General features: G+C 73.4%; 16 protein-coding genes. 4 read left to right on the top strand and 12 right to left on the bottom strand.

Going from position 1 to position 18,082, the window contains the following annotated elements:
• Window positions 1-16 precede the first annotated feature (16 nt).
• Complete coding sequence (locus ACIQ8B_RS19080; RefSeq protein ID WP_403548149.1) at window positions 17-1,180, bottom strand: CapA family protein; 1,164 nt, start codon at window positions 1,178-1,180, stop codon at window positions 17-19.
• Between the two features lie 211 nt (window positions 1,181-1,391).
• Between ACIQ8B_RS19080 and ACIQ8B_RS19075 the strand changes: the two genes are divergently transcribed.
• The 3 genes from ACIQ8B_RS19075 to ACIQ8B_RS19065 all read left to right on the top strand — a co-directional run bounded on the left by ACIQ8B_RS19075 (window position 1,392) and on the right by ACIQ8B_RS19065 (window position 3,438).
• Entirely contained in the window at window positions 1,392-1,937 is a 546-nt protein-coding gene (locus ACIQ8B_RS19075; protein ID WP_290003038.1) for a sigma-70 family RNA polymerase sigma factor, read from the top strand.
• A 134-nt stretch (window positions 1,938-2,071) separates the two neighbouring features.
• On the top strand, window positions 2,072-2,584 hold the full coding sequence (locus ACIQ8B_RS19070; RefSeq protein ID WP_365421202.1) for a hypothetical protein: 513 nt from the start codon (window positions 2,072-2,074) through the stop codon (window positions 2,582-2,584).
• 200 nt (window positions 2,585-2,784) lie between these two features.
• The gene (locus ACIQ8B_RS19065; RefSeq protein WP_403548147.1) at window positions 2,785-3,438 is read left to right on the top strand and encodes a zf-HC2 domain-containing protein; all 654 of its coding nucleotides are present in this window, start codon (window positions 2,785-2,787) and stop codon (window positions 3,436-3,438) included.
• Here ACIQ8B_RS19065 and ACIQ8B_RS19060 read toward each other — a convergent pair.
• The 3 genes from ACIQ8B_RS19060 to ACIQ8B_RS19050 all read right to left on the bottom strand — a co-directional run bounded on the left by ACIQ8B_RS19060 (window position 3,384) and on the right by ACIQ8B_RS19050 (window position 6,548).
• The gene (locus ACIQ8B_RS19060) at window positions 3,384-3,593 is read right to left on the bottom strand and encodes a hypothetical protein (protein WP_403548145.1); all 210 of its coding nucleotides are present in this window, start codon (window positions 3,591-3,593) and stop codon (window positions 3,384-3,386) included. The two genes, ACIQ8B_RS19065 and ACIQ8B_RS19060, sit on opposite strands and share 55 nt — an antisense overlap.
• 114 nt (window positions 3,594-3,707) lie before the next feature.
• Window positions 3,708-5,843 (bottom strand): SpoIIE family protein phosphatase, encoded by a 2,136-nt coding sequence (locus ACIQ8B_RS19055; RefSeq protein ID WP_403548143.1) that lies wholly within the window; start codon window positions 5,841-5,843, stop codon window positions 3,708-3,710.
• Window positions 5,844-6,116: 273 nt separating this feature from the next.
• On the bottom strand, window positions 6,117-6,548 hold the full coding sequence (locus ACIQ8B_RS19050) for a DUF3291 domain-containing protein (protein WP_403548141.1): 432 nt from the start codon (window positions 6,546-6,548) through the stop codon (window positions 6,117-6,119).
• 485 nt (window positions 6,549-7,033) lie between these two features.
• Here ACIQ8B_RS19050 and ACIQ8B_RS19045 point away from each other — a divergent pair, with 485 nt between their 5' ends.
• On the top strand, window positions 7,034-7,429 hold the full coding sequence (locus ACIQ8B_RS19045; RefSeq protein ID WP_290003030.1) for a VOC family protein: 396 nt from the start codon (window positions 7,034-7,036) through the stop codon (window positions 7,427-7,429).
• A 12-nt stretch (window positions 7,430-7,441) separates the two neighbouring features.
• Here the strand turns inward: ACIQ8B_RS19045 and ACIQ8B_RS19040 are convergent, their stop codons facing one another.
• From ACIQ8B_RS19040 to ACIQ8B_RS19005, 8 genes are all read right to left on the bottom strand, one after another.
• Entirely contained in the window at window positions 7,442-7,924 is a 483-nt protein-coding gene (locus ACIQ8B_RS19040) for a GNAT family N-acetyltransferase (protein ID WP_403548139.1), read from the bottom strand.
• A gap of 53 nt (window positions 7,925-7,977) precedes the next feature.
• Window positions 7,978-8,151 carry a hypothetical protein gene (locus ACIQ8B_RS19035; RefSeq protein ID WP_106411183.1) on the bottom strand — a complete coding sequence of 58 codons (174 nt, stop codon included), beginning with the start codon at window positions 8,149-8,151 and terminating at the stop codon, window positions 7,978-7,980.
• A 418-nt stretch (window positions 8,152-8,569) separates the two neighbouring features.
• Complete coding sequence (locus ACIQ8B_RS19030) at window positions 8,570-10,063, bottom strand: SDR family NAD(P)-dependent oxidoreductase (RefSeq protein WP_403548137.1); 1,494 nt, start codon at window positions 10,061-10,063, stop codon at window positions 8,570-8,572.
• Between the two features lie 103 nt (window positions 10,064-10,166).
• Window positions 10,167-11,594: a wax ester/triacylglycerol synthase family O-acyltransferase gene (locus ACIQ8B_RS19025; protein ID WP_403548135.1), complete on the bottom strand. Its 1,428-nt coding sequence runs from the start codon at window positions 11,592-11,594 to the stop codon at window positions 10,167-10,169.
• A gap of 252 nt (window positions 11,595-11,846) precedes the next feature.
• On the bottom strand, window positions 11,847-14,465 hold the full coding sequence (locus tag ACIQ8B_RS19020) for a PA14 domain-containing protein (RefSeq protein ID WP_403548133.1): 2,619 nt from the start codon (window positions 14,463-14,465) through the stop codon (window positions 11,847-11,849).
• Window positions 14,466-14,653: 188 nt separating this feature from the next.
• Window positions 14,654-15,874: a glucose-1-phosphate adenylyltransferase gene (glgC, locus tag ACIQ8B_RS19015; RefSeq protein WP_290003019.1), complete on the bottom strand. Its 1,221-nt coding sequence runs from the start codon at window positions 15,872-15,874 to the stop codon at window positions 14,654-14,656.
• A gap of 51 nt (window positions 15,875-15,925) precedes the next feature.
• Entirely contained in the window at window positions 15,926-17,077 is a 1,152-nt protein-coding gene (gene glgA / locus ACIQ8B_RS19010; protein ID WP_290003017.1) for a glycogen synthase, read from the bottom strand.
• Window positions 17,078-17,114: 37 nt separating this feature from the next.
• Entirely contained in the window at window positions 17,115-17,918 is an 804-nt protein-coding gene (locus ACIQ8B_RS19005) for a (2Fe-2S)-binding protein (protein ID WP_403548130.1), read from the bottom strand.
• Window positions 17,919-18,082: the final 164 nt, after the last annotated feature.

Below are 18,082 nucleotides of genomic sequence, written 5' to 3'. Positions count from 1 at the left end.
CCCTCAGCTCTCGCCCTCAGCCCTCCCCGCCCGCCATCACGAGCCCGTCCTTCGCCGCGCCCCGGCTGAACACCACGTCGCGGATGCGGTCGCGCACGGCGTGCAGTTCGGCTCCCTGGGCCAGGGCCTGGTCGAGGTCGAGGACCCGGCCGGCGTCGACGTCGTAGAACTGGGGGACGAACTCGGCGCGGGTGACCTCCCAGCGGCCGCCGGGGCGGGACGGCGGGGAGAAGGTGAAGCGGCCGACGGTGGACTGGTTGCCGCGCGGGTCCGTGCCCCCCTCCGGGCCGGTCGTCGCGCCGGCGATCTGGTCGCCCATGCCGTAGACGACCCAGGTGCCGTTGACCTTCTCGTACGCCTGCGGGACGTGGGCGTGGGCGCCGAGGATCAGGTCGATGTCCGGGCGGCCGCCACTCCTTGAGGCGGTGAGGGAGCGCGCGAGGGAGAGCTGGAGGTCGTCGGGTTCGTCCTGCCACTCGGTGCCCCAGTGCAGGGAGACGACCACGACATCGGCCCCGGCCCCGCGGGCGGCGCGGGCGTCGGCGACGATCCGCTCCTCGTCGATCAGGTTCACGGCCCACGCCCGGTCCGGCGGCAGCGGATGCCCGTGGATGCCGAAGGTGTAGGCGAGGTGCGCCACCCGCGCCGCCCCCGCCTTCAGCAGCGTCGGCGTGGCGGCCTCCTGGGCGGAGCGGGCCGAGCCGGCGTGGCGCACTCCCGCCCGGTCGAGGGCGTCCAGGGTGCGGCGGATTCCGGCCTCGCCGTCGTCCAGGGTGTGGTCGGAGGCGGTGGAGCAGCCGTCGTAGCCGGTGGCGGCGAGGCCGGCGGCCACGTCCGGCGGTGACGTGAGGAGGGGGTGGCCGCTGTAGTCGCCGTCCGCGCCGTGGACGGTCTCCATGTGACACAGCGCCAGGTCCGCGCGGGCGACGACGGGCCGGATGCCGGAGAGCATCGGCCGGAAGTCGTGTCCGCTGCCGCCGGCGTCGTACCGGGCGCGTTCGACGACCGAGGCGTGGGGCAGCACATCACCCGACGCGACCAGGGTGAAGCCGCGCTGGGCCGTCGCCGAGGGAGCCGGACGTCCCTGTGCCGGCGGCTCGTGGCCGCGTGCCTGGCAGGCGGCGCCCGCGGCGAGGACGGCGGTCAGGACGAGGGCCAGCTGTCTGCTGCGTGCGATCATCACGTCACCCCGCTGTGGTCATATTTATGGATGAACAGGTAAGAATCCTCCTCTCGTCGCGTGGCGCTCCGACACGCCCTTTAGGCCGTCCGGCGTGCGAGAACGGCCGTCTCGACCGTTCGTCGAACCGTTCGTCGACGCGATCGACCGTCCGTCGCACACTCCTGTGCGCGCCCTGTCCCCCGGCGGCGGCGTGCGTTGCCATACGGCCATGACGGCCGGAATGACACTCACGAACGGGACCACCGCCGAGCACGAGCTCGCCGCACTCCAGCGGGAGCACGGCCGGCCCCTCTTCGCGTTGCTGCTCCGGCTCTGCGACGGGGACCGGCAGCGCGCGGAGGACCTGGTCCAGGAGACGCTGGTACGCGCCTGGCAGCACCCCGAGGCCCTGCGCGCCGAGAACTTCGACTCCGTACGCCCCTGGCTGCTGACCGTGGCGCGGCGGCTCGCCATCGACGCGCGCCGTGCCCGGCAGGCGCGTCCCGCCGAGGTCGGCGACGCCGTGCTGGAGAACGCCCGGGTGATCTCCGATCACGCGGAACGGGCCGCCGCGATGCTCGACGTCCGGGAGGCTGTGAAGACTCTCACTCCCGAGCACCGTGAGGTCCTGGTGCTCGTGTACTTCCAGGGGGCGAGTGTGGCGGAAGCGGCGACGGCCCTCGGGATCCCGCCCGGTACGGTGAAGTCCCGCGCGTACTACGCGCTGCGCGCCCTGCGCCGGGTGCTTCCGGGCTACGCCTCCGACATGCGGTGAAACCAGCCGCCGGGTCAAACCTCCGTAAAGCGCCTTGCCGTGGAACCCGGTTGGGGATCGGCTGTCCTCATCCGTGTTCCGGACCGGGGACCCGGGCTCGGGCGACGCGCACGCACCGGAGGAGGCAGGAAGGGATGCTGCACAGAGGTCGAGAGAACGCGGAGGGCGACGGCCGGCCGGACGTCCCCATGGCCTGGTTCTACGCCGAGTACATCGCGGACGAGCTGCTGCGCACCGGCGACCTCATGCCGCCGACGTCCGTGGAGTTCCGGGCGGGCCGGGACGCGCTGGCGCTGACCGTGTTCCTGTCCGACACCGACGGCGAGCTGTCCGGCATCCGGGTCATCACCCAGCTGGAGACCTGGCTGTCGCTGACCGCCTACGACCAGCCGTGGCAGGAGTGGGTGCAAGGCCGCCTGGACGACCTGGCCGCGGACGCCGCCGCGTCCGGCCGGGGCGCGCCGGGCCCGGACCTGGAGCTGGCGGTGGAGGCCTGGCGCTGGCTGCGGGAGACGGAGCTGCTGGCCCCGGATCTGAACGCGGTGCCCGGCGGCGGGGCGGCCGGGGAGGACGAGGGGCCGAAGGTGTGGACGCCGGCGTGGCAGCTCGGACTGCCGCTCGGACACCTCGCCATCCACCTCTTCTAGGAGCCGCGCCGGCCCGGTTCGCGGCCCGCGGGAGATCCGGCCGGTCCGCGGGCCGCGGGAGATCCGGCCGGTCCGCGGGCCGCGGGTCTCCGAACGCGTAGGTCACGATTCGGTGCGTGGCTGAGTCATCCGGCTGCCTGGTGCGTACCGGTGGGAGCAAGGAGCAACCCCACCCGCACCCGACGGCACGAGGATTCGGCATGAGGTCCCTGGAGAGGCATCGCGACGTCGGCGCCTACGCGCTCGGCGTGCTGGACGAGGCGGAGGCGTTCCGCTTCGAGGACCACCTCATGGAGTGTCCCCGCTGCGCCGTCCAGGTGACCGAGTTCGGCCCCGCGACACGCCAGTTGATGCTCTACCGGAGCGCGACCCCGCGCATGGTCCACCCGATGGCGCGGCCCTCGCCGCGGATGCTGGACCGCCTGCTCGCGCAGGTGTCGCTCCGACGGCGCGCCGGGCGGCGGACGCTGCTGGCGCTGGCCGCCTCGGTGGTGCTGGCGGTGTCCGCGCCGGCGGTCACGGTGGTGGCGCGGGGCGACGACGGGCCCCGCCCGCTGACCGTGGAGGCGACCGGCGAGCGCTCCGGGGTGTGGGCCGAGGTGGAGGTCGAGGACCGCGAGTGGGGCAGCAGCGTGGAGCTGCGGGTCAAGGACGCCGCGGGGCCGCGCGAGTGCGTCCTGGTGGGGATCGGCCGCGACGGCTCCGAGGACGTCCTGACCAGCTGGGCCGTGCCCCGTCACGACGCCCGCCCGAACACCGTGCCGGGCGGCTCCGCGCTGCGCTCCGGCGACATCGAACGCTACGAGGTGCGCTCCACGGAGGGCGAGACGCTGGTGGTGCTGCGGCCCGGATGACCCGGGCATTCTGAGCGCGCCGGACGGGTGACGAGGTACGGGCCGCCGTCCGTGGCCAGGGCGAGGAACGCGCCGTACCGGCGGGCAGCGGTGACCTCGCGGCCCTCCACGGCGGTGAGCGGCGGGTCGCAGGTCTTCAGGACGCCGGTCGCCACGGGCAGCGTCCGGACGGTCCCGTGGCCGGTCAGGTGTGCGGCGAGGAAGTCCCTGAGCGCCTCGCCCCGGGGAGTTCCGGCATGCGCCAGGGGTGCCGCCGGCGGCCCGCGGCCTCAGCCCGTGCCGGGCCTGCGCTCGGCCCGCACCGGGTCCTTCGCCACCACGAACTCGCTCCACACGCACTTGCCGCCGCCGCGCGCCTCCACCCCCCACAGGTCGGTGAGCGTCTCCACCAGCAGCAGGCCCCGGCCGGAGACGCCCGCCTCGCCCGCCTCCCTGCGGCGCGGCAGCGCGCTGGAGGAGTCCTCGACCTCCACCCGCAGCCGCCGTTCGGCGCCGTCGAGCACCCGGAGCGTGACCTGCGCGGCCCCCTCGGTGTGCATCAGCACGTTGGTGATCACCTCGTCGGCGACCAGTTCGATCTCGTCGGCCCGGTCGCGGGCGCCCCACGCGACGGCCGCGGTGCGGATCATGCGCCGGGTGTCGGAGAGCGCCTCCGGGTCGCCGGGCGGCACCAGCTGCTTGAGCCGGCCGCCGGAGCGCGGCCCCTCCGGTTCGCGGCGGCGCAGCAGGAGCAGCGCCACGTCGTCGTCGCCTCCGCGCTCCTCGGCCACGTCGATCAGCCGGTCGGCGAGGTCGCGTACGTCGTCGGGGCCGGCGGCGATCAGCGCGGCGAGGGTCTCCACGCCGTCGTCGAGGTCCGCGCCGGGCTGTTCGACCAGGCCGTCGGTGCACAGCACCAGGGTGTCGCCCGGCTCCAGCTCTATCGTCCCGACCGGGTAGTCGAGCCCGCCGAACTCGGCGGACAGGCCGAGCGGCAGCCCGCCGGGGACGGGCACCCGGCGGCAGGAGCCGTCGGCGCGGCGCACCATCGGATCGATGTGCCCGGCGCGGACCACCTGGATGACGCCGGTGGACAGGTCGACCTCGGCGTACAGGCAGGTCGCGGAGCGGTCGGTGTCGAGTTCGTGCAGGAAGACGGAGGCACGGGCCATCACGGTGGCCGGCGTGTGCCCCTCGGCGGCGTAGGCGCGCAGCACGATGCGGAGCTGACCCATGACGGCGGCGGCGTGCGTGTCATGGCCCTGGACGTCCCCGATGACGGCGCCGACCCGGCTGCCGCCGGTGGGGCTGCCGCCGGGCAACGGGATCAGGTCGTACCAGTCGCCGCCGATGTCCCGGCCGAAGGCGCCGCCGAAGGAGGCGGCGCGGTAACGGACCGCGAGGTCGGCGCCGGGCACACTGGGGATGGTGCGGGGCAGCATCGCCTGCTGGAGCCCTTGGGCGAGGTCCATCTCCTGCTCGTAGAACATCGCGCGCTGCAGGCTCTGGGAGATGCTGCTGCCGAGCGCGACGAGGATGTTGCGTTCCTCGGCGGAGAAGCCGCGCCGGTCGCTGTAGAGCAGGCCCATCGCGCCGATGGGGCGGGCCTGCGCGATGAGCGGCAGATAAGCGGCCGAGGTGATGTTCAGGCCGGTGATGCCCCGCCACAGCTCCGGGTAGTGCTCGGCGAACTCCTCCGGGGACTCGATGAAGCGCGGGCTGAGGGTGCGCACCGCCTCGCTCATCGGGTACGGCTCGTCGATCCGGGTGAGTTCGGTGCCGGGGACGAAGCTGCCCGCGGGGCCTTCCGCGATGAGCCGGATGCGCCCGGCCTCGACCAGTCCCATCACCAGGCTGGTCGCGCCCAGATGGGTGAGGCCGTGGGTGTCCTTGAGGACGTCGATGACGTCCTGCACGGTCCGGGCGTGGGCGAGCGCGGCGGTGGTCAGCTGGACCACGTTGGTCTGCCGGCGGCGCAGGGCCTCCTGGAGGGCCTGGTCGCGCCGGTCGCCGCTGTCGCGCAGCTCCTGGGTGGCGTCGCGGACGATGCCGATGATGCGGTGGGGCCGGCCGGCCGGGTCCCGCCGGATGTAGCCCTGGGTGTGGGTCCAGCGCAGGGAGCCGTCGCGGCGGCGGAGGCGGAAGTAGGCGCCGTAGTTCTCCTCGCCGCTGTTGAGCGCGCGGGCCACGACGGCGTCGAGCCGCCGCGCCTCCGCGGGCGGGACGCGGCCGGCGAGGGTCTCCGGGCGGTCGTCGTACTCGTCGGGGCGCACGTCGAAGATCTCGTGCGCCTGGGCGTCCATCTGCATCACCCCGGCGTCCAGGTCCCAGTCGAAACTGCCCATGCGGTTGAGCGCCAGGATCGGATCCGGGTGTTCCGGCCAGTCGTCCGGGAGTGACAGGGGGCTCGCTCCCCGATCAGCCATGGGGCCACCTTGCCAGGATTCGGGCGATTCTTCGACCGCTGGGACACCTGGGACACGGGCGTCCCGGGTCACCCGGTGGGACACGGGACGTCACAGGCGGCAGGGAGGCACGAGGGCCGGGAGCGGACGCGGGACCGGTGCGGCGGAGGAAGAGGGGCGCGGTCGTGAAGTGATCCGGCGCGGCCGGGTACCGGACCGGCCGGCTGGTCCTCGGAAGGACCGGCGGCGCCCACCTGGCCGCGGCGCGGCCGCTCCCCCCGGGGGGAGCCCGGGTCAGCGGGCCTCCGGCGCCTGGCTGCGGCCCTCCGCGTCGGCGCGGGCCTGCTCCTCGAGCCGGCGCTCGGCCTCCGCCCAGTCGATCGGCAGCGCGTCGGCCGGCACCTCCCAGAAGGTGAAGGTCGAAGTGCGCATGGTGTCCCGCAGACCGGTCATGACGCTCTTGTGCGGCTCGGTGCGGGCGTAGGTGTAGAGGGCCTCGCGGCTCTCCCACGCGGACAGGGTGAGGAAGGTCCGGCGCAGCGGCCTGGCCACCAGGGAGGCGCCGAGCGCCCCGGGCGCCCGGCGCACCTGACCCCATGCGGCGAGGGACTTCCGGAAGAACCGGGGGACGTCCTTCAGCGACCGCACTTCGAAGCGGGAGGCCATGACGTAGGCCTCCGTGTCGGGCCGGGCCGGGTGGGGTGTGACCCAGGGAAGAGTGGGCACGGTGCTCTCGCCTCCATGGTTGGGTAGTGACACTATCCATGTTAGAGAGTGCCACTGCCCGACGCCAGGGGAAACGGGGGACGCACGTGAGGATCTCGGAGCCGAGCCGCCGCACCGGGGCGCCCGCCGCGACGGTCACGCATCACCTGCGGGCGGTCCTGCCGGCCTTCCCGCTGGAGCCGGCGCCGACGGCCCCGCGCCGGCTCGCCCAGGAGAACGGGCCGGCACTCCGCCGGGCGACCCCCCCGGACACCGGTGGCGGACGTCAGGCGCCCGAGTCATGTCCCATTGCCCCGACGGGCGTTCACGACCTAAGGTCGGGAACGTGACTGCCGGGTCGGCCATGGGCCTCACACGAAAGGCGCTCCCGGCTCCGGAGTGAGTCCGGGGCGGGCGCGTGCGCCTCCGTCGTCGGTCGTTCCTTCCGCCCGCCGTGCTTCCGCCGGCGGGGACCGACGATCCGACTCCTGAGACGGGAGACAGCCATGTCCGCAGCACCGCACATCCAGTTGGACCACACCGTCGTCCACGCCCGTGACCCCAGACGCTCCGCCGAGTTCCTCGCCGGGATCCTGGGCCTGGAGGTGGGGGCGCCGTTCGGCCCGTTCCTCCCGGTCGACCTGGGCAACGGCGTGACCCTGGACTACTACGAGATGCGGGACGAGCCCGTGCAGTCCCAGCACTACGCGTTCCTGGTGCCCGACGAGCGGTTCGACGCCATGATCGCGCGCCTGGAGGCGGCCGGGGTGACGTACTACGCCGACCCCCAGCACACCGAACCAGGCCGGGTGAACGGCCTGTTCGGCGGCAAGGGCGCCTACTTCGACGACCCGGACGGCCACAACATGGAGATCATGACCCGCCCGTACGCCCGGCCCTGAGCGCCGGTCCGGTCACAGCGACCGGTACATGATGTGCAGTCCGACCCGTCCGTGCCGGGGATGGTCGAAGGCGTCCGGGACCGTGCCGAGGACGGTGAAGCCGAGTGAACTCCACAGCTTCACCGCGGGGTTGGTCTCGACGACGGCGTTGAACACCATGCCCCGGTACCCGGCGTCGCGCGCCGCGGCCAGCACGTGCTCGGCCAGCAGCCGCCCGGTCCCCCGGCCCGCCAGGTCCGGGTCGACCATGAAACCGGCGTTGGCGATGTCCGCGGCGGGGCCGCCGTAGTTGGGGGTGAGATAGGCGGAGGCGACGACGGTTCCGCCGTCGTCCTCGACGACGTACACCCGCTTCGCGGGGCTCATCCACAGGGCCCGGGCGGCCTCTTCGGAGGTGCCCGGGTCCCAGGTGTAGGTCTCGCCCGCGGCGACGATGCGGTGCCAGAACGGCCAGATGCGCGGCCAGTCGTCGGGGTTCGCTTCCCTGATCAGCATGGGGGCGAGTCTTTCAGGCCCGGTACGCGGCGAGGGTGCGGGGGTGACGTGTGTCAGTCGACGCTGGGGAGGATGTGCGGCTCCGCGAGGTCCTCCTCGTACCCGGCGAGGCGGATGGGGGCCGAGCGGGCCCACACGTCGAGGCTTCCCAGTTCCCCTGGGCGGCGGCCGGAACGCTCCATGCGTTCGTCGGGGCGCCGTTCGAGTTTCGTCTGCTCCGGTGTCACCGCGCACTCCTTATGTGTCGGTCACCCTCGGGACGTACCGCGTCGACCCTGTGGCCGGCGCCCGGCGCCCGAGCGGGTCTGTGTCCCATGCCGTTCGGGCGCGGTGGCGCCGGTCGTTCGAGGGAGAGCGGGCCGTGGTGAACCGGCCGTCCCATGACGGATCGTGGGTGCGGGTAGGACCCTTGTCGCTGCCTCCGTCCGCCCCAGGGTAACCAAATGAGCGACCCCCCGCTCGATGGGGCCGCACACTGGCTGTAATCATCACATGACGGAACGCCCATCATCAGGCACTATGTCCGGGCATGTCGTGACAGAACGCACACCACAGCTCACTCGATCGGAGTACGCGCCCACCGATGTACCCGACAAGTCCGGACGCCCGGGGCGCCGTTCGGCTGCCGTCGGGCGTCCGCCGGTGTCACCAGCGGCCGGGCGCGTAGTCCTTCAGGAAGACGCCGTACAGGTCCTCGCCCGCCTCGCCGCGCACGATGGGGTCGTACACGCGGGCCGCGCCGTCGACCAGGTCGAGCGGGGCGTGGAAGCCCTCCTCGGCGAGGCGCAGCTTGTCGAAGTGCGGGCGTTCGTCGGTGATCCAGCCGGTGTCGACCGAGGTCATCAGTATCCGGTCGGTGTCGAACATCTCCTGCGCGCTGGTCCGCGTCACCATGTTCATGGCCGCCTTGGCCGCGTTGGTGTTGGGGTGCCCCGCGCCCTTGTAACCGCGGGCGAACACGCCCTCCATCGCGGAGACGTTGACGACGTAGGCGCGGTTCGAGGACGAGCGGCGGGCCGCCTCGGCCATCGCCGGGCGCAGCTTGCTGATCAGGATGAACGGCGCCGTGTAGTTGCAGAGCTGGGTCTCCAGCAGCTCCACCGGGGAGATCTGCTCGATGGTCTGCACCCAGGTGTTGCTGTCGACGACGTCGGGCAGCAGGCCGCCCGCGTCGATGGCGGTGCCGTCCCGGTGCCGCTCCACGCTGGCGTTGCCCGCGACCAGCGCGAGGTCGGCCACCGCCTGCGCGTCGAGGCCGCTGGTACCGGCGGGCAGCGCGGTCAGACCGTCCACCGCACCGGAGTTGAACGCGCCGATGACGTGGTGGGCAGGCAGCTCGCCGGCCGGCAGCGGGGCGCTCTCGCCCTCGACGAGCGCGGCGTAGGCGGAGGGCAGCCGGCGCACGGTCTGCGTGGCGTTGTTGATCAGGATGTCCAGCGGGCCCTGCTCCGCGACCTGGTCGGCGAGCGCGACGACCTGGCCCGGGTCGCGCAGGTCGATCCCGACGACCTCCAGGCGGTGGATCCAGTCCGCGGAGTCGTCCATCGCCTTGAAGCGGCGGACGGCGTCCTTGGGGAAGCGCGTGGTGACCGTGGTGTGGGCGCCGTCGCGCAGCAGCCGCAGCGCGATGTACATGCCGATCTTGGCGCGGCCGCCGGTGAGCAGCGCCCGCTTGCCGCTGAGGTCGGCGCGGGCCTCGCGGCGGGCCCGGTTCTCGGCGGCGCACTTCGGGCAGAGCTGGTGGTAGAAGTAGTCGACCTCGACGTAGCGGGTCTTGCACACGTAGCAGGAGCGGGGGCGCTGGAGTATCCCCGCGATCCGGCCCGGCTCCACGCGGGAGGAGGGCAGGATGCCCTCGGTCTCGTCGTCGATGCGCTGGGCGGAGCCGGTGGCGGTGGCCTCGGTGACCGCCTTGTCGTGCGCGGTCTTGGCGGCCCGGCGCTCCTGGCGGCGGCGCTGCTTGACCGTGCGGTAGATGTGCGAGGTGGCCCGGCGGACCGCGATCGCGTCCGGGTGGTCCACGTCGAGCTTGTCGAGCTCCTCGAGCACGCTCAGGCAGACGGCCAGCCGCTCCGGGTCGATGCCGGGCCCGTGCGCCACCTCGTCCGTGGTGTCGGGGCCGTCCTGTGTCACCGTCATCGCCGCTGCCGTTCCCGCTTCGGTTCTCGCGGCGCTCCGTTCGCGTCCGCTGTCGAACGGGGGATTTTACGGAGCGCCGGGCCCCAGCACCAAACCGCTGCGCTCAGTGATCGCAGGCCACGGTGAGTGCTGTCACCTCCTCGGTCACCGCGCGGGCCAGCAGGCCGAGGTCCTCGACGGCCGCACCGTCGGCCACCAGCCCGTAGTGGACGTGCCCCCGGTAGGTGGAGACGGCGACCGCGAGGGAGTGGCCGGGGGCGAGCGGCGCGAGCGGGAAGACGGCGCCGAGCGGGTCGCCGCCGAGGCGCAGGCCGAAGCCGGGCAGCGGCACGCTGGTGACCAGGACGTCGAACCAGAACCGGGCCGCCTGCCCGAGCAGCGGTCCGCCGAGCCGGTGGCCGAGCGGCGGCACGTGCTCGGCGAGCAGGGCGACGGCGCCCGCGCCGCGGTGCGGGCCCGCCTCCTTGTTGCGGTCCATGGCGGTGCGCACCCGGGTCAGCCGGGCGAGCGGGTCCTTCTCGTCGACCGGGAGCCGCATCACGTACCCGGACAGCTGGTTGCCCTGCGGATGGGCGGTGCGCGGGCGGCGCCGGGAGACGGGGACGAGGGCGCGCGGGGCGACGCCCTCGCTGCCGTCCCCGCGCTCGTCGAGCCAGCGGCGCAGCGCGCCGGCGACGACCGCGATGAGGACGTCGTTGACGGTGCCGCCGGCGCTCTTGCGGATGCGGTGCACGTCGTCGAGGTCGACGACGACGCCGGCGGTGCGGCGGGTGCCGCTGGGCGCGCAGGCCAGGGCGGGTGAGGAGCGCATGTCGAGGGTGGACCGGGCGACGGCGGCGCCGATGTCCAGGGCCCGGCCGGCCTCGGTGAGGGCCTCGCGCACCATGCCGGGCACCTCCCGCACGTCCGGGATGACGCCGCGGGGCGGCTCGGCGGGCCTCGGCCGGGGTGCGGGCAGGCCGGTGGGGTCCATGAGCGCGGCGGCGAGGGCGAGGGCGCGCAGTCCGTCGGCGAGGGCGTGGTGGAACTTGAACAGGACGGCGAAGCGGGCGCCGTCCTCCCCCGGCAGCACGTGCGCCTCCCAGGGCGGACGGGTGCGCTCGAGCGGGCGTCCCATCAGCTCGCCGGCGGCGGTGTGGAAGTCGGCGGCCGGCGGGTGCAGGCGGACGTGGTCCAGGGGGTCGAAGCCGGGGTCGGGCTCGCGGGCGGCGCCGCCGAAGGCGAGCGAGTGGCGTACGGCGGAGGTGAGCGGGCGGCCCAGGGCAGCCGTGAGGGACTCGCCGGGGGCGGGCCAGGGGCGGCGCAGCGCCGACAGCGACCGCCGCAGTCCGGGCGGCTGCCAGGTGTCGCGGATACGCATGCGCAGCCCGGGGACGGCGGCCGCGCGCGCGGCGAGCAGGTCCGCGGCGTGGGCCGCGGCGGAGGGCGAGCCGGCCGTGAAGACGCCGAGCGCCGCGAGGTGCATGGGGTGACCGGCGGACTCGAGGTTCCAGAACGCCAGGTCGAGGGGGGCGAGCGGGTCTGCGGTCATGGGCGGGGGCCTCGCATCGACGACGGGAACGGATCAGCCGTCGATCGCTCCCGGCCGATTACGGTCAAGTACGATCTGGCTACTCCTAGCTAACAGCATGTGACGTCTCCGCCCCTTCCGCCGCCACGGCGGAAGGGGCGGAGACCGGGTGGCGTACGGGGCCGCCGGGGCCTTCCGGCCGTCCGGCGGGGTGACGCACGCCACCCGGACGCACGCCGCCCGGACGGGCGGACGCTCCGCCCGTCGAGCCCGTCAGCCGGTGGCCGGGCAGCCCGCGGGCCGGGCGCGGGAGGCGTCCAGGATCAGGTCCTGGTGCGCGGCCCGCACCCGCGGCACGTCGGGCTTCATCACCCGCCGGTCGTAGGTGAGCAGGCCGTTGAGTTCGCCCTCCACGTCGGAGATCTGGGTGTAGACGGCGCCGTTGCTGCCCCGGCACACCAGCGCCCGCACCTCGTCGAGCTTGGTGAGGTAGTCGTCGGTGTAGGTCGCCGGGTCGACGTCGACGTACGACTGCTGCACGGGCCAGGCGTGGCCGGGCACCGCGAGGCCGAGGCCGCCGTACTCGCCGCTCACCAGGGCGCGTTCGCCGTCCGGGCGGGGCGGCAGCGCGGGGCTCGGGTAGCCGTGCTCGTCCATGATGTCGCCGGCGCCGCCGTCGGCGCCGAGGTTGAGCCCGGACTGGTTGTTGACCAGCCGGCTGGGGTCCCAGGCCTTGGCCTGCTCGGCGACGCGGCCGACGTCGTACTGTCCCCAGCCCTCGTTGAAGGTGACCCACATGACGACGGAGGGGCTGCTGATGTGCTCGTCGATCATCTCCTTCATCTCGCGCTCGTAGCGGGCGCGGGCCTCGGCGTCCGGGGTGCGGCCGGCCCGCATGGAGGGCATGTCCTGCCACACCAGCAGTCCGAGGCGGTCGGCCCAGTGGAACCAGCGGTCGGGTTCGACCTTGATGTGCTTGCGCACCGAGTTGAAGCCGAGCTGCTTGTGCGCCTTCAGGTCGTGGGCGAGGGCCTCGTCGGTGGGCGCGGTGTGCAGTCCGTCGGGCCAGAAGCCCTGGTCGAGGGTGGCCATCAGGAAGATCGGCTTCCCGTTGAGGACCGTGCGCGGCACCCCGTCGATCTTCTCGACGGCGATGGAGCGCATGCCGAAGTAGCTGGAGACGCGGTCGGCGCCGACGCTGACCTTCAGGTCGTACAGGAAGGGGTCGTCGGGCGACCACAGGCGCGGGTTCCCGATCTCCAGGGTGAGCGGCTGTCCGGTGCGGCCGGTGGCCGTGGCGACCTTGCGCCGTCCGTCGTACGCGGTGGCCGTGACCGGCAGGCCGGCGCGGACGCCCTTGGCCTCCACGGTGAGCCGTTCGCCCGCCACGTCGGGGATCAGCTTGAGGGAGTCCACGTGGTCGCGGGCGACGGGCTCCATCCAGACCGTCTGCCAGATGCCGGAGCTGGGCGTGTACCAGATGCCGCTCGGGTCGAGGCGCTGCTTGCCCATCGGCGGGTTCTCGCCGTCGGCGGCGTCGGTCGGGTCGTGGACGCCGACGATCAGCTCCTGGGGGCCGCTCCGCTTCAGCGCGTCGGTGACGTCCACGGAGAACTTGTCGTAGCCGCCCTCGTGCGTGGTGACCTTCGTGCCGTTGACGTAGACCTCCGCGCGCCAGTCGACCGCCTGGAAGTTGAGGCGCAGCCGCTTGCCGGAGCCGATGTGCCAGTCGCGCGGGACGGTGAAGGTGCGGCGGTACCACATGCGGTCCTCGTGCCGCTGGATGCCGGAGAGCTGGGACTCCACCGGGTACGGCACCAGGATGCGTTCCTTCAGTGTGCGGCCCACGGGCGGGCGCTCGCCCTCCTCGGCGGCGGCGAACTGCCAGCGGCCGTTGAGGTTGCGCCACTCGGGGCGGGTGAGCTGCGGGCGCGGGTACTCGGGGTGGGCGTTGCCGGGGCCCACCTCGTCGGCCCACCTGGTGCGCAGCTCGTGGGTGGAGCGGTTGGGGCCGCTGCTCAGGAAGGCGTCCACGGGGTCGCCGTCGGTGGCCCGCAGTCCGCCCTGGCCGTCGTAGCGGACGTCGGCGCTGCCGCGGGCGGTGCCGGTCTTGTTGCCGACGACGGGCTCGGCGAGCGTGACGAGCAGCGCCCTCGGGTCGGCCGGGTCGGGTCGCGCCGAGGCCAGCGGCCAGGGGGCGCCGCCGATGACCGCGTCGAGGTGGTCGGTGAAGCCGGCGGGCGGTGTGGCGAGCGGCTTGGGGAAGTCGAGTCTGAGGGTGCGTCCGGAGGCGAGGACGGTGGCGGCGAGGGCGCCGTCGTAGTCGAAGCCGTCGGGGAGGCGGAACGCCGTCCGGGGCACCGCTTCCTTGACGCCGCCGGGCGGGGTCCAGCGCAGGTGGAAGTTGGAGCCGCCGTAGTGCTCGAAGTACTCGACCTTGATGTCGTGGGCGCGGCCCGCGGTGAGCTGGACCGGCTCAGAGGTCTGTTCGTTGTCCCAGTCGTCGACCCAGTGGTCGATGGCGAGGGCGCCGTCGATCCACAGCCGGAAGCCGTTGTCGGAGCTGACCGAGAAGGTGTGGGCGCCGGTGGTCTCCGGCACGATCCTGCCGGTCCAGCGGACGCTGACGTCGTCCGCCTGGCCGGTGGTGAGGGTCAGGCGCGGCTCCAGGTTGTCGAAGTCGAGCCAGGGGTCGAAGGCGACGGCCTTGAGTTCGTGGAAGTCGAAGGCGCCGGGGGCGGAATGGGTCCAGTACTCGCCCTTCAGTCCGTGGATCTCCACGGGGTCGTCCTCCGCGGCGGCCGAGGCGGGCCCGGTCGCGGTGAGACCGGTGACGCCCAGCGCGGTGGCCAGGAGGAGGGCGAAGCGGTTCCTGAGTCGTCTGGTGCGCACGGATCCTCCGTCGGTGAGGCGATGACGGCTCGCTGTGCAGGTGTGCATGTTCTTTTCTGTGCGTTGCCAGTCCAGTACAACGTTGTCAAAGAACAGCACTTGGCATGACAGCACGGATTCCTTCAGTAGTCCAGGGACATGACAAAGACTCCGGTCGTCCCGCCCGACCGGAGCCTCTCCCACGGCCGCTACGGCACCGGCTGCCCCTTGCCGAGCGCGATCACGCCGCCCTGGGAGACGGTGTACAGCTCCGCGTCCCGCTCCGGGTTGACCCCGATCGTCGCGCCCGGCGGCACCTCGACGTTCTTGTCCAGCACCGCCCCGCGCACCACCGCGCCCCGCCCGATGTGCACGTTGTCGTGCAGGACCGACCCCTGCACCACCGCGCCCGGGTCGACGACCACGCCCGGCGACAGCACCGACCGCGTCACCTGCCCCCGGATCAGGCACCCGGCGCTGATGATGGACTCGCCGGCGATGCCGCCCGCGTTGAACCGGGCCGGCGAGAGCTGCCCGGAGTGCGTGTAGATGGGCCACTGACGGTTGTAGAGGTTGAACGCGGGGCGCTCGGCGATCAGGTCCATGTGCGCGTCGTAGTAGGCGTCGAGCGTGCCGACGTCCCGCCAGTAGCCCTGGTCGCGGCTGGTCTCCCCCGGCACGTGGTTGGTGCCGAAGTCGTACAGGTGGGCCTCGCCCCGCTCGGTGAGCTGGGGCAGGATCGAACCGCCCATGTCGTGCACCGAGTTCTCGTCCTCGGCGTCCCGCTGCAGCGCCTCGACGAGCGCCTTGGTGGTGAAGATGTAGTTGCCCATCGAGGCGAAGACGCAGTCGGGGTCGTCGGCCAGGCCCGGCGGGTCGGCCGGCTTCTCCAGGAAGCGTTCGACGGTGCGGCCGTCGGAGCCCGGAGTGATCACCCCGAACGCGGAGGACTCCGCGCGCGGCACCCGGATCCCGGCCACGGTGACCCCGGCGCCGCTCTCGATGTGCTGGCTGAGCATCTGGCGCGGGTCCATGCGGTACACGTGGTCGGCGCCGAACACCGCCACGTACTCCGGGCGCTCGTCGTGGACCAGGTTCAGCGACTGGAGGATGGCGTCGGCGCTGCCCAGGTACCAGCGCGGGCCGAGCCGCTGCTGCGCGGGGACCGGGGTGACGTAGTTGCCGAGCAGGCTGGACATCCGCCAGGTGGTGGTGATGTGCCGGTCCAGCGAGTGCGACTTGTACTGCGTGAGCACGCAGATCCGCAGGATGTCGCCGTTGACCAGGTTGGACAGCACGAAATCGACGAGGCGGTACGTGCCGCCGAAGGTGACCGCCGGTTTGGCGCGGTCCGCCGTGAGGGGCATCAGGCGCTTGCCCTCGCCGCCCGCCAGCACGATTCCCAGGACCGAAGGCCCTCCACGACGCATGGCCGCTCCCCTCACGCCGAGTTTTCCCATGACTGCCCCGGACGGGCCGGGCTAAGCCTGCCGGAGGACCTGCTCGTACAGCCCGGCCGTGCGGCGGGCCACCGCGTCCCAGCCGAACTCCGTGACCGCGCGCTCCCGTCCCGCCTCGCCCATGGTCCGCGCGGTGTCCGGGTCGCCGAGCACGGAGTCCAGCGCCCGGGCGATCCCCGCCTCGAAGTCGTCGTCCACGTCCACCAGCAGCCCGGTCGCGCCGTGGTCCACGACCTCGGGGATGCCCCCGACGCGGGAGGCGACCACGGCGGTGCCGCACGCCATCGCCTCCAGGTTGACGATGCCGAGCGGCTCGTAGACGGAGGGGCAGACGAACACGGTCGCGTGCGTCAGCAGCTGGATCACCTCGGGCCGGGGCAGCATCTGCGGAATCCAGTGCACGCCCTCACGCACCCGGCTCAGCTCCTCGTACAGCTCGCGGAACTCCCGGTCGATCTCCGGGGTGTCCGGGGCGCCCGCGCACAGCACCACCTGCGCGTCCGGGTCGATGCCGCGCACCGCCCGCAGCAGGTGGGGCACGCCCTTCTGCCGGGTGATCCGGCCGACGAACAGCACGTACGGGCGGGAGCGGTCGAGTCCGATCCGGTCCAGGGCGTCGGTAGCGGGGTCAGGGCGGTAGAGGGCGGTGTCGATGCCGTTGTGGACGACGTGCACCCGGGCCGGATCGAGCGCGGGGTAGCAGTCCAGGATGTCGTCGCGCATGGCGCCGGAGACGGCGATCACCGCGTCGGCGGCCTCGTAGGCGGTGCGCTCCGCCCAGCTCGACAGGGCGTAGCCGCCGCCGAGCTGCTCGGCCTTCCAGGGACGCAGCGGCTCCAGGGAGTGCGCGGTCACCACGTGCGGGACGCCGTACAGCAGCTTGGCGAGGTGGCCGCCGAGGTTGGCGTACCAGGTGTGGGAGTGGACCAGCTCGCGGCCTTCGAGGGCGGCGGCCATGGCGAGGTCGGTGGAGAAGGTGCGCAGGGCGTCGTTGGCGCCGTCGAGCGCGGGCCAGGAGCGGTGGCGCAGCACGCCGTCGGCGCGGCCCTCGCCCCAGCAGTGCACCTCCAGGTCCACCAGGGACCGCAGCTCCCGGGCCAGGAACTCCACATGGACCCCCGCGCCGCCGTACACGTCCGGGGGGTACTCCCGGGTCAGCAGTCCCACTCGCACCCTGAACCCCCTGTCTGCGCGGATGTCCCTCCCATGGTCACGCAGACGGGGCGCGCGGGGAAGAGCGGGGCGGCCGGACGAAGCAGCAGTCGCCGCAGACGCCTCCGCCGGGCACCCGGTAGTACAGGCAGCAGCTGCGGCGCCGGAAGCCCGCGGCTGTGAGGCTGCCCGCGCCGGAGAGGAGGGGGTGTGCGAGGAGTTCACGGGAGAGCCGGGCGGCGCGGGCGGCGGCTTCGGGGCGGGCGTGGCGGGCGAGTTCGCGGGCGGCGGCGGCGAGGGCGGAGGCGGCGTTGCCGCGCAGGAGGGCGGGCGCGACGCGGTGGCGGGCGCGCAGGGCGGCGGAGAGGGGTTCGAGGTGGCCGTGCAGCACGATGTCGGCGAGGGACGCCGCGTCGCCGGGCAGCGGGCGGACCCCGGCGAGCCACAGGTCGTCGGGGGCGCTCCCCTCGGGGTCCCAGCGGACCGTCTCCGGGGCGAGGTCGGGGACGGCTCCGTACAGGGCGGCGCAGCCGAGCGCCACGGACCACAGACGCGCGGCCAGACCCTGGTGCGCCACGGAGGCGGCGACGCGGGGTTCCCGGGTGCGGAGGGCGGCAGCGACCCGGCGGACGCGGGCGGTCAGGGGGTCGGCCAGGACGTCCGGGCCTGTCAGGGGGTCGGTCAGGGGAGCGCTCAGGGGCTCGCTCAAGGGGGCACTCCGGGGGGCGCCCTGACCGTCCGGACGGTGGGGGCCGTATGCGTGGGCGAGCGTGGGCAGGCGGCGGCCGGCTTCCTCCCCCGCGCGCAGGCTGAAGAAGCCACCGAGGTCACGGAGGGCGGTGAGGCGGGGGTCGAGATCCACGACGTGCAGTGGTACCACGTCTCTCAGGGGTGGATGTCAGGGGCCCCGGCCTTCCGGAGCCCACCCAGGGGATGACGGGGGCGTCCTCCTACTCCATCGGCAGTAGGACGTATTGGGTGCTCAGGGACGACGACGGGGAACACCCCGGCAGGGCATCGTGTTGG

Origin of the sequence: Streptomyces sp. NPDC096105 (genome assembly GCF_044763335.1) — a bacterium.
GTDB lineage: Bacteria > Actinomycetota > Actinomycetes > Streptomycetales > Streptomycetaceae > Streptomyces.
Note: the sequence above shows the minus strand (reverse complement) of the source record. Positions and strands in the feature narration are given on the sequence as shown.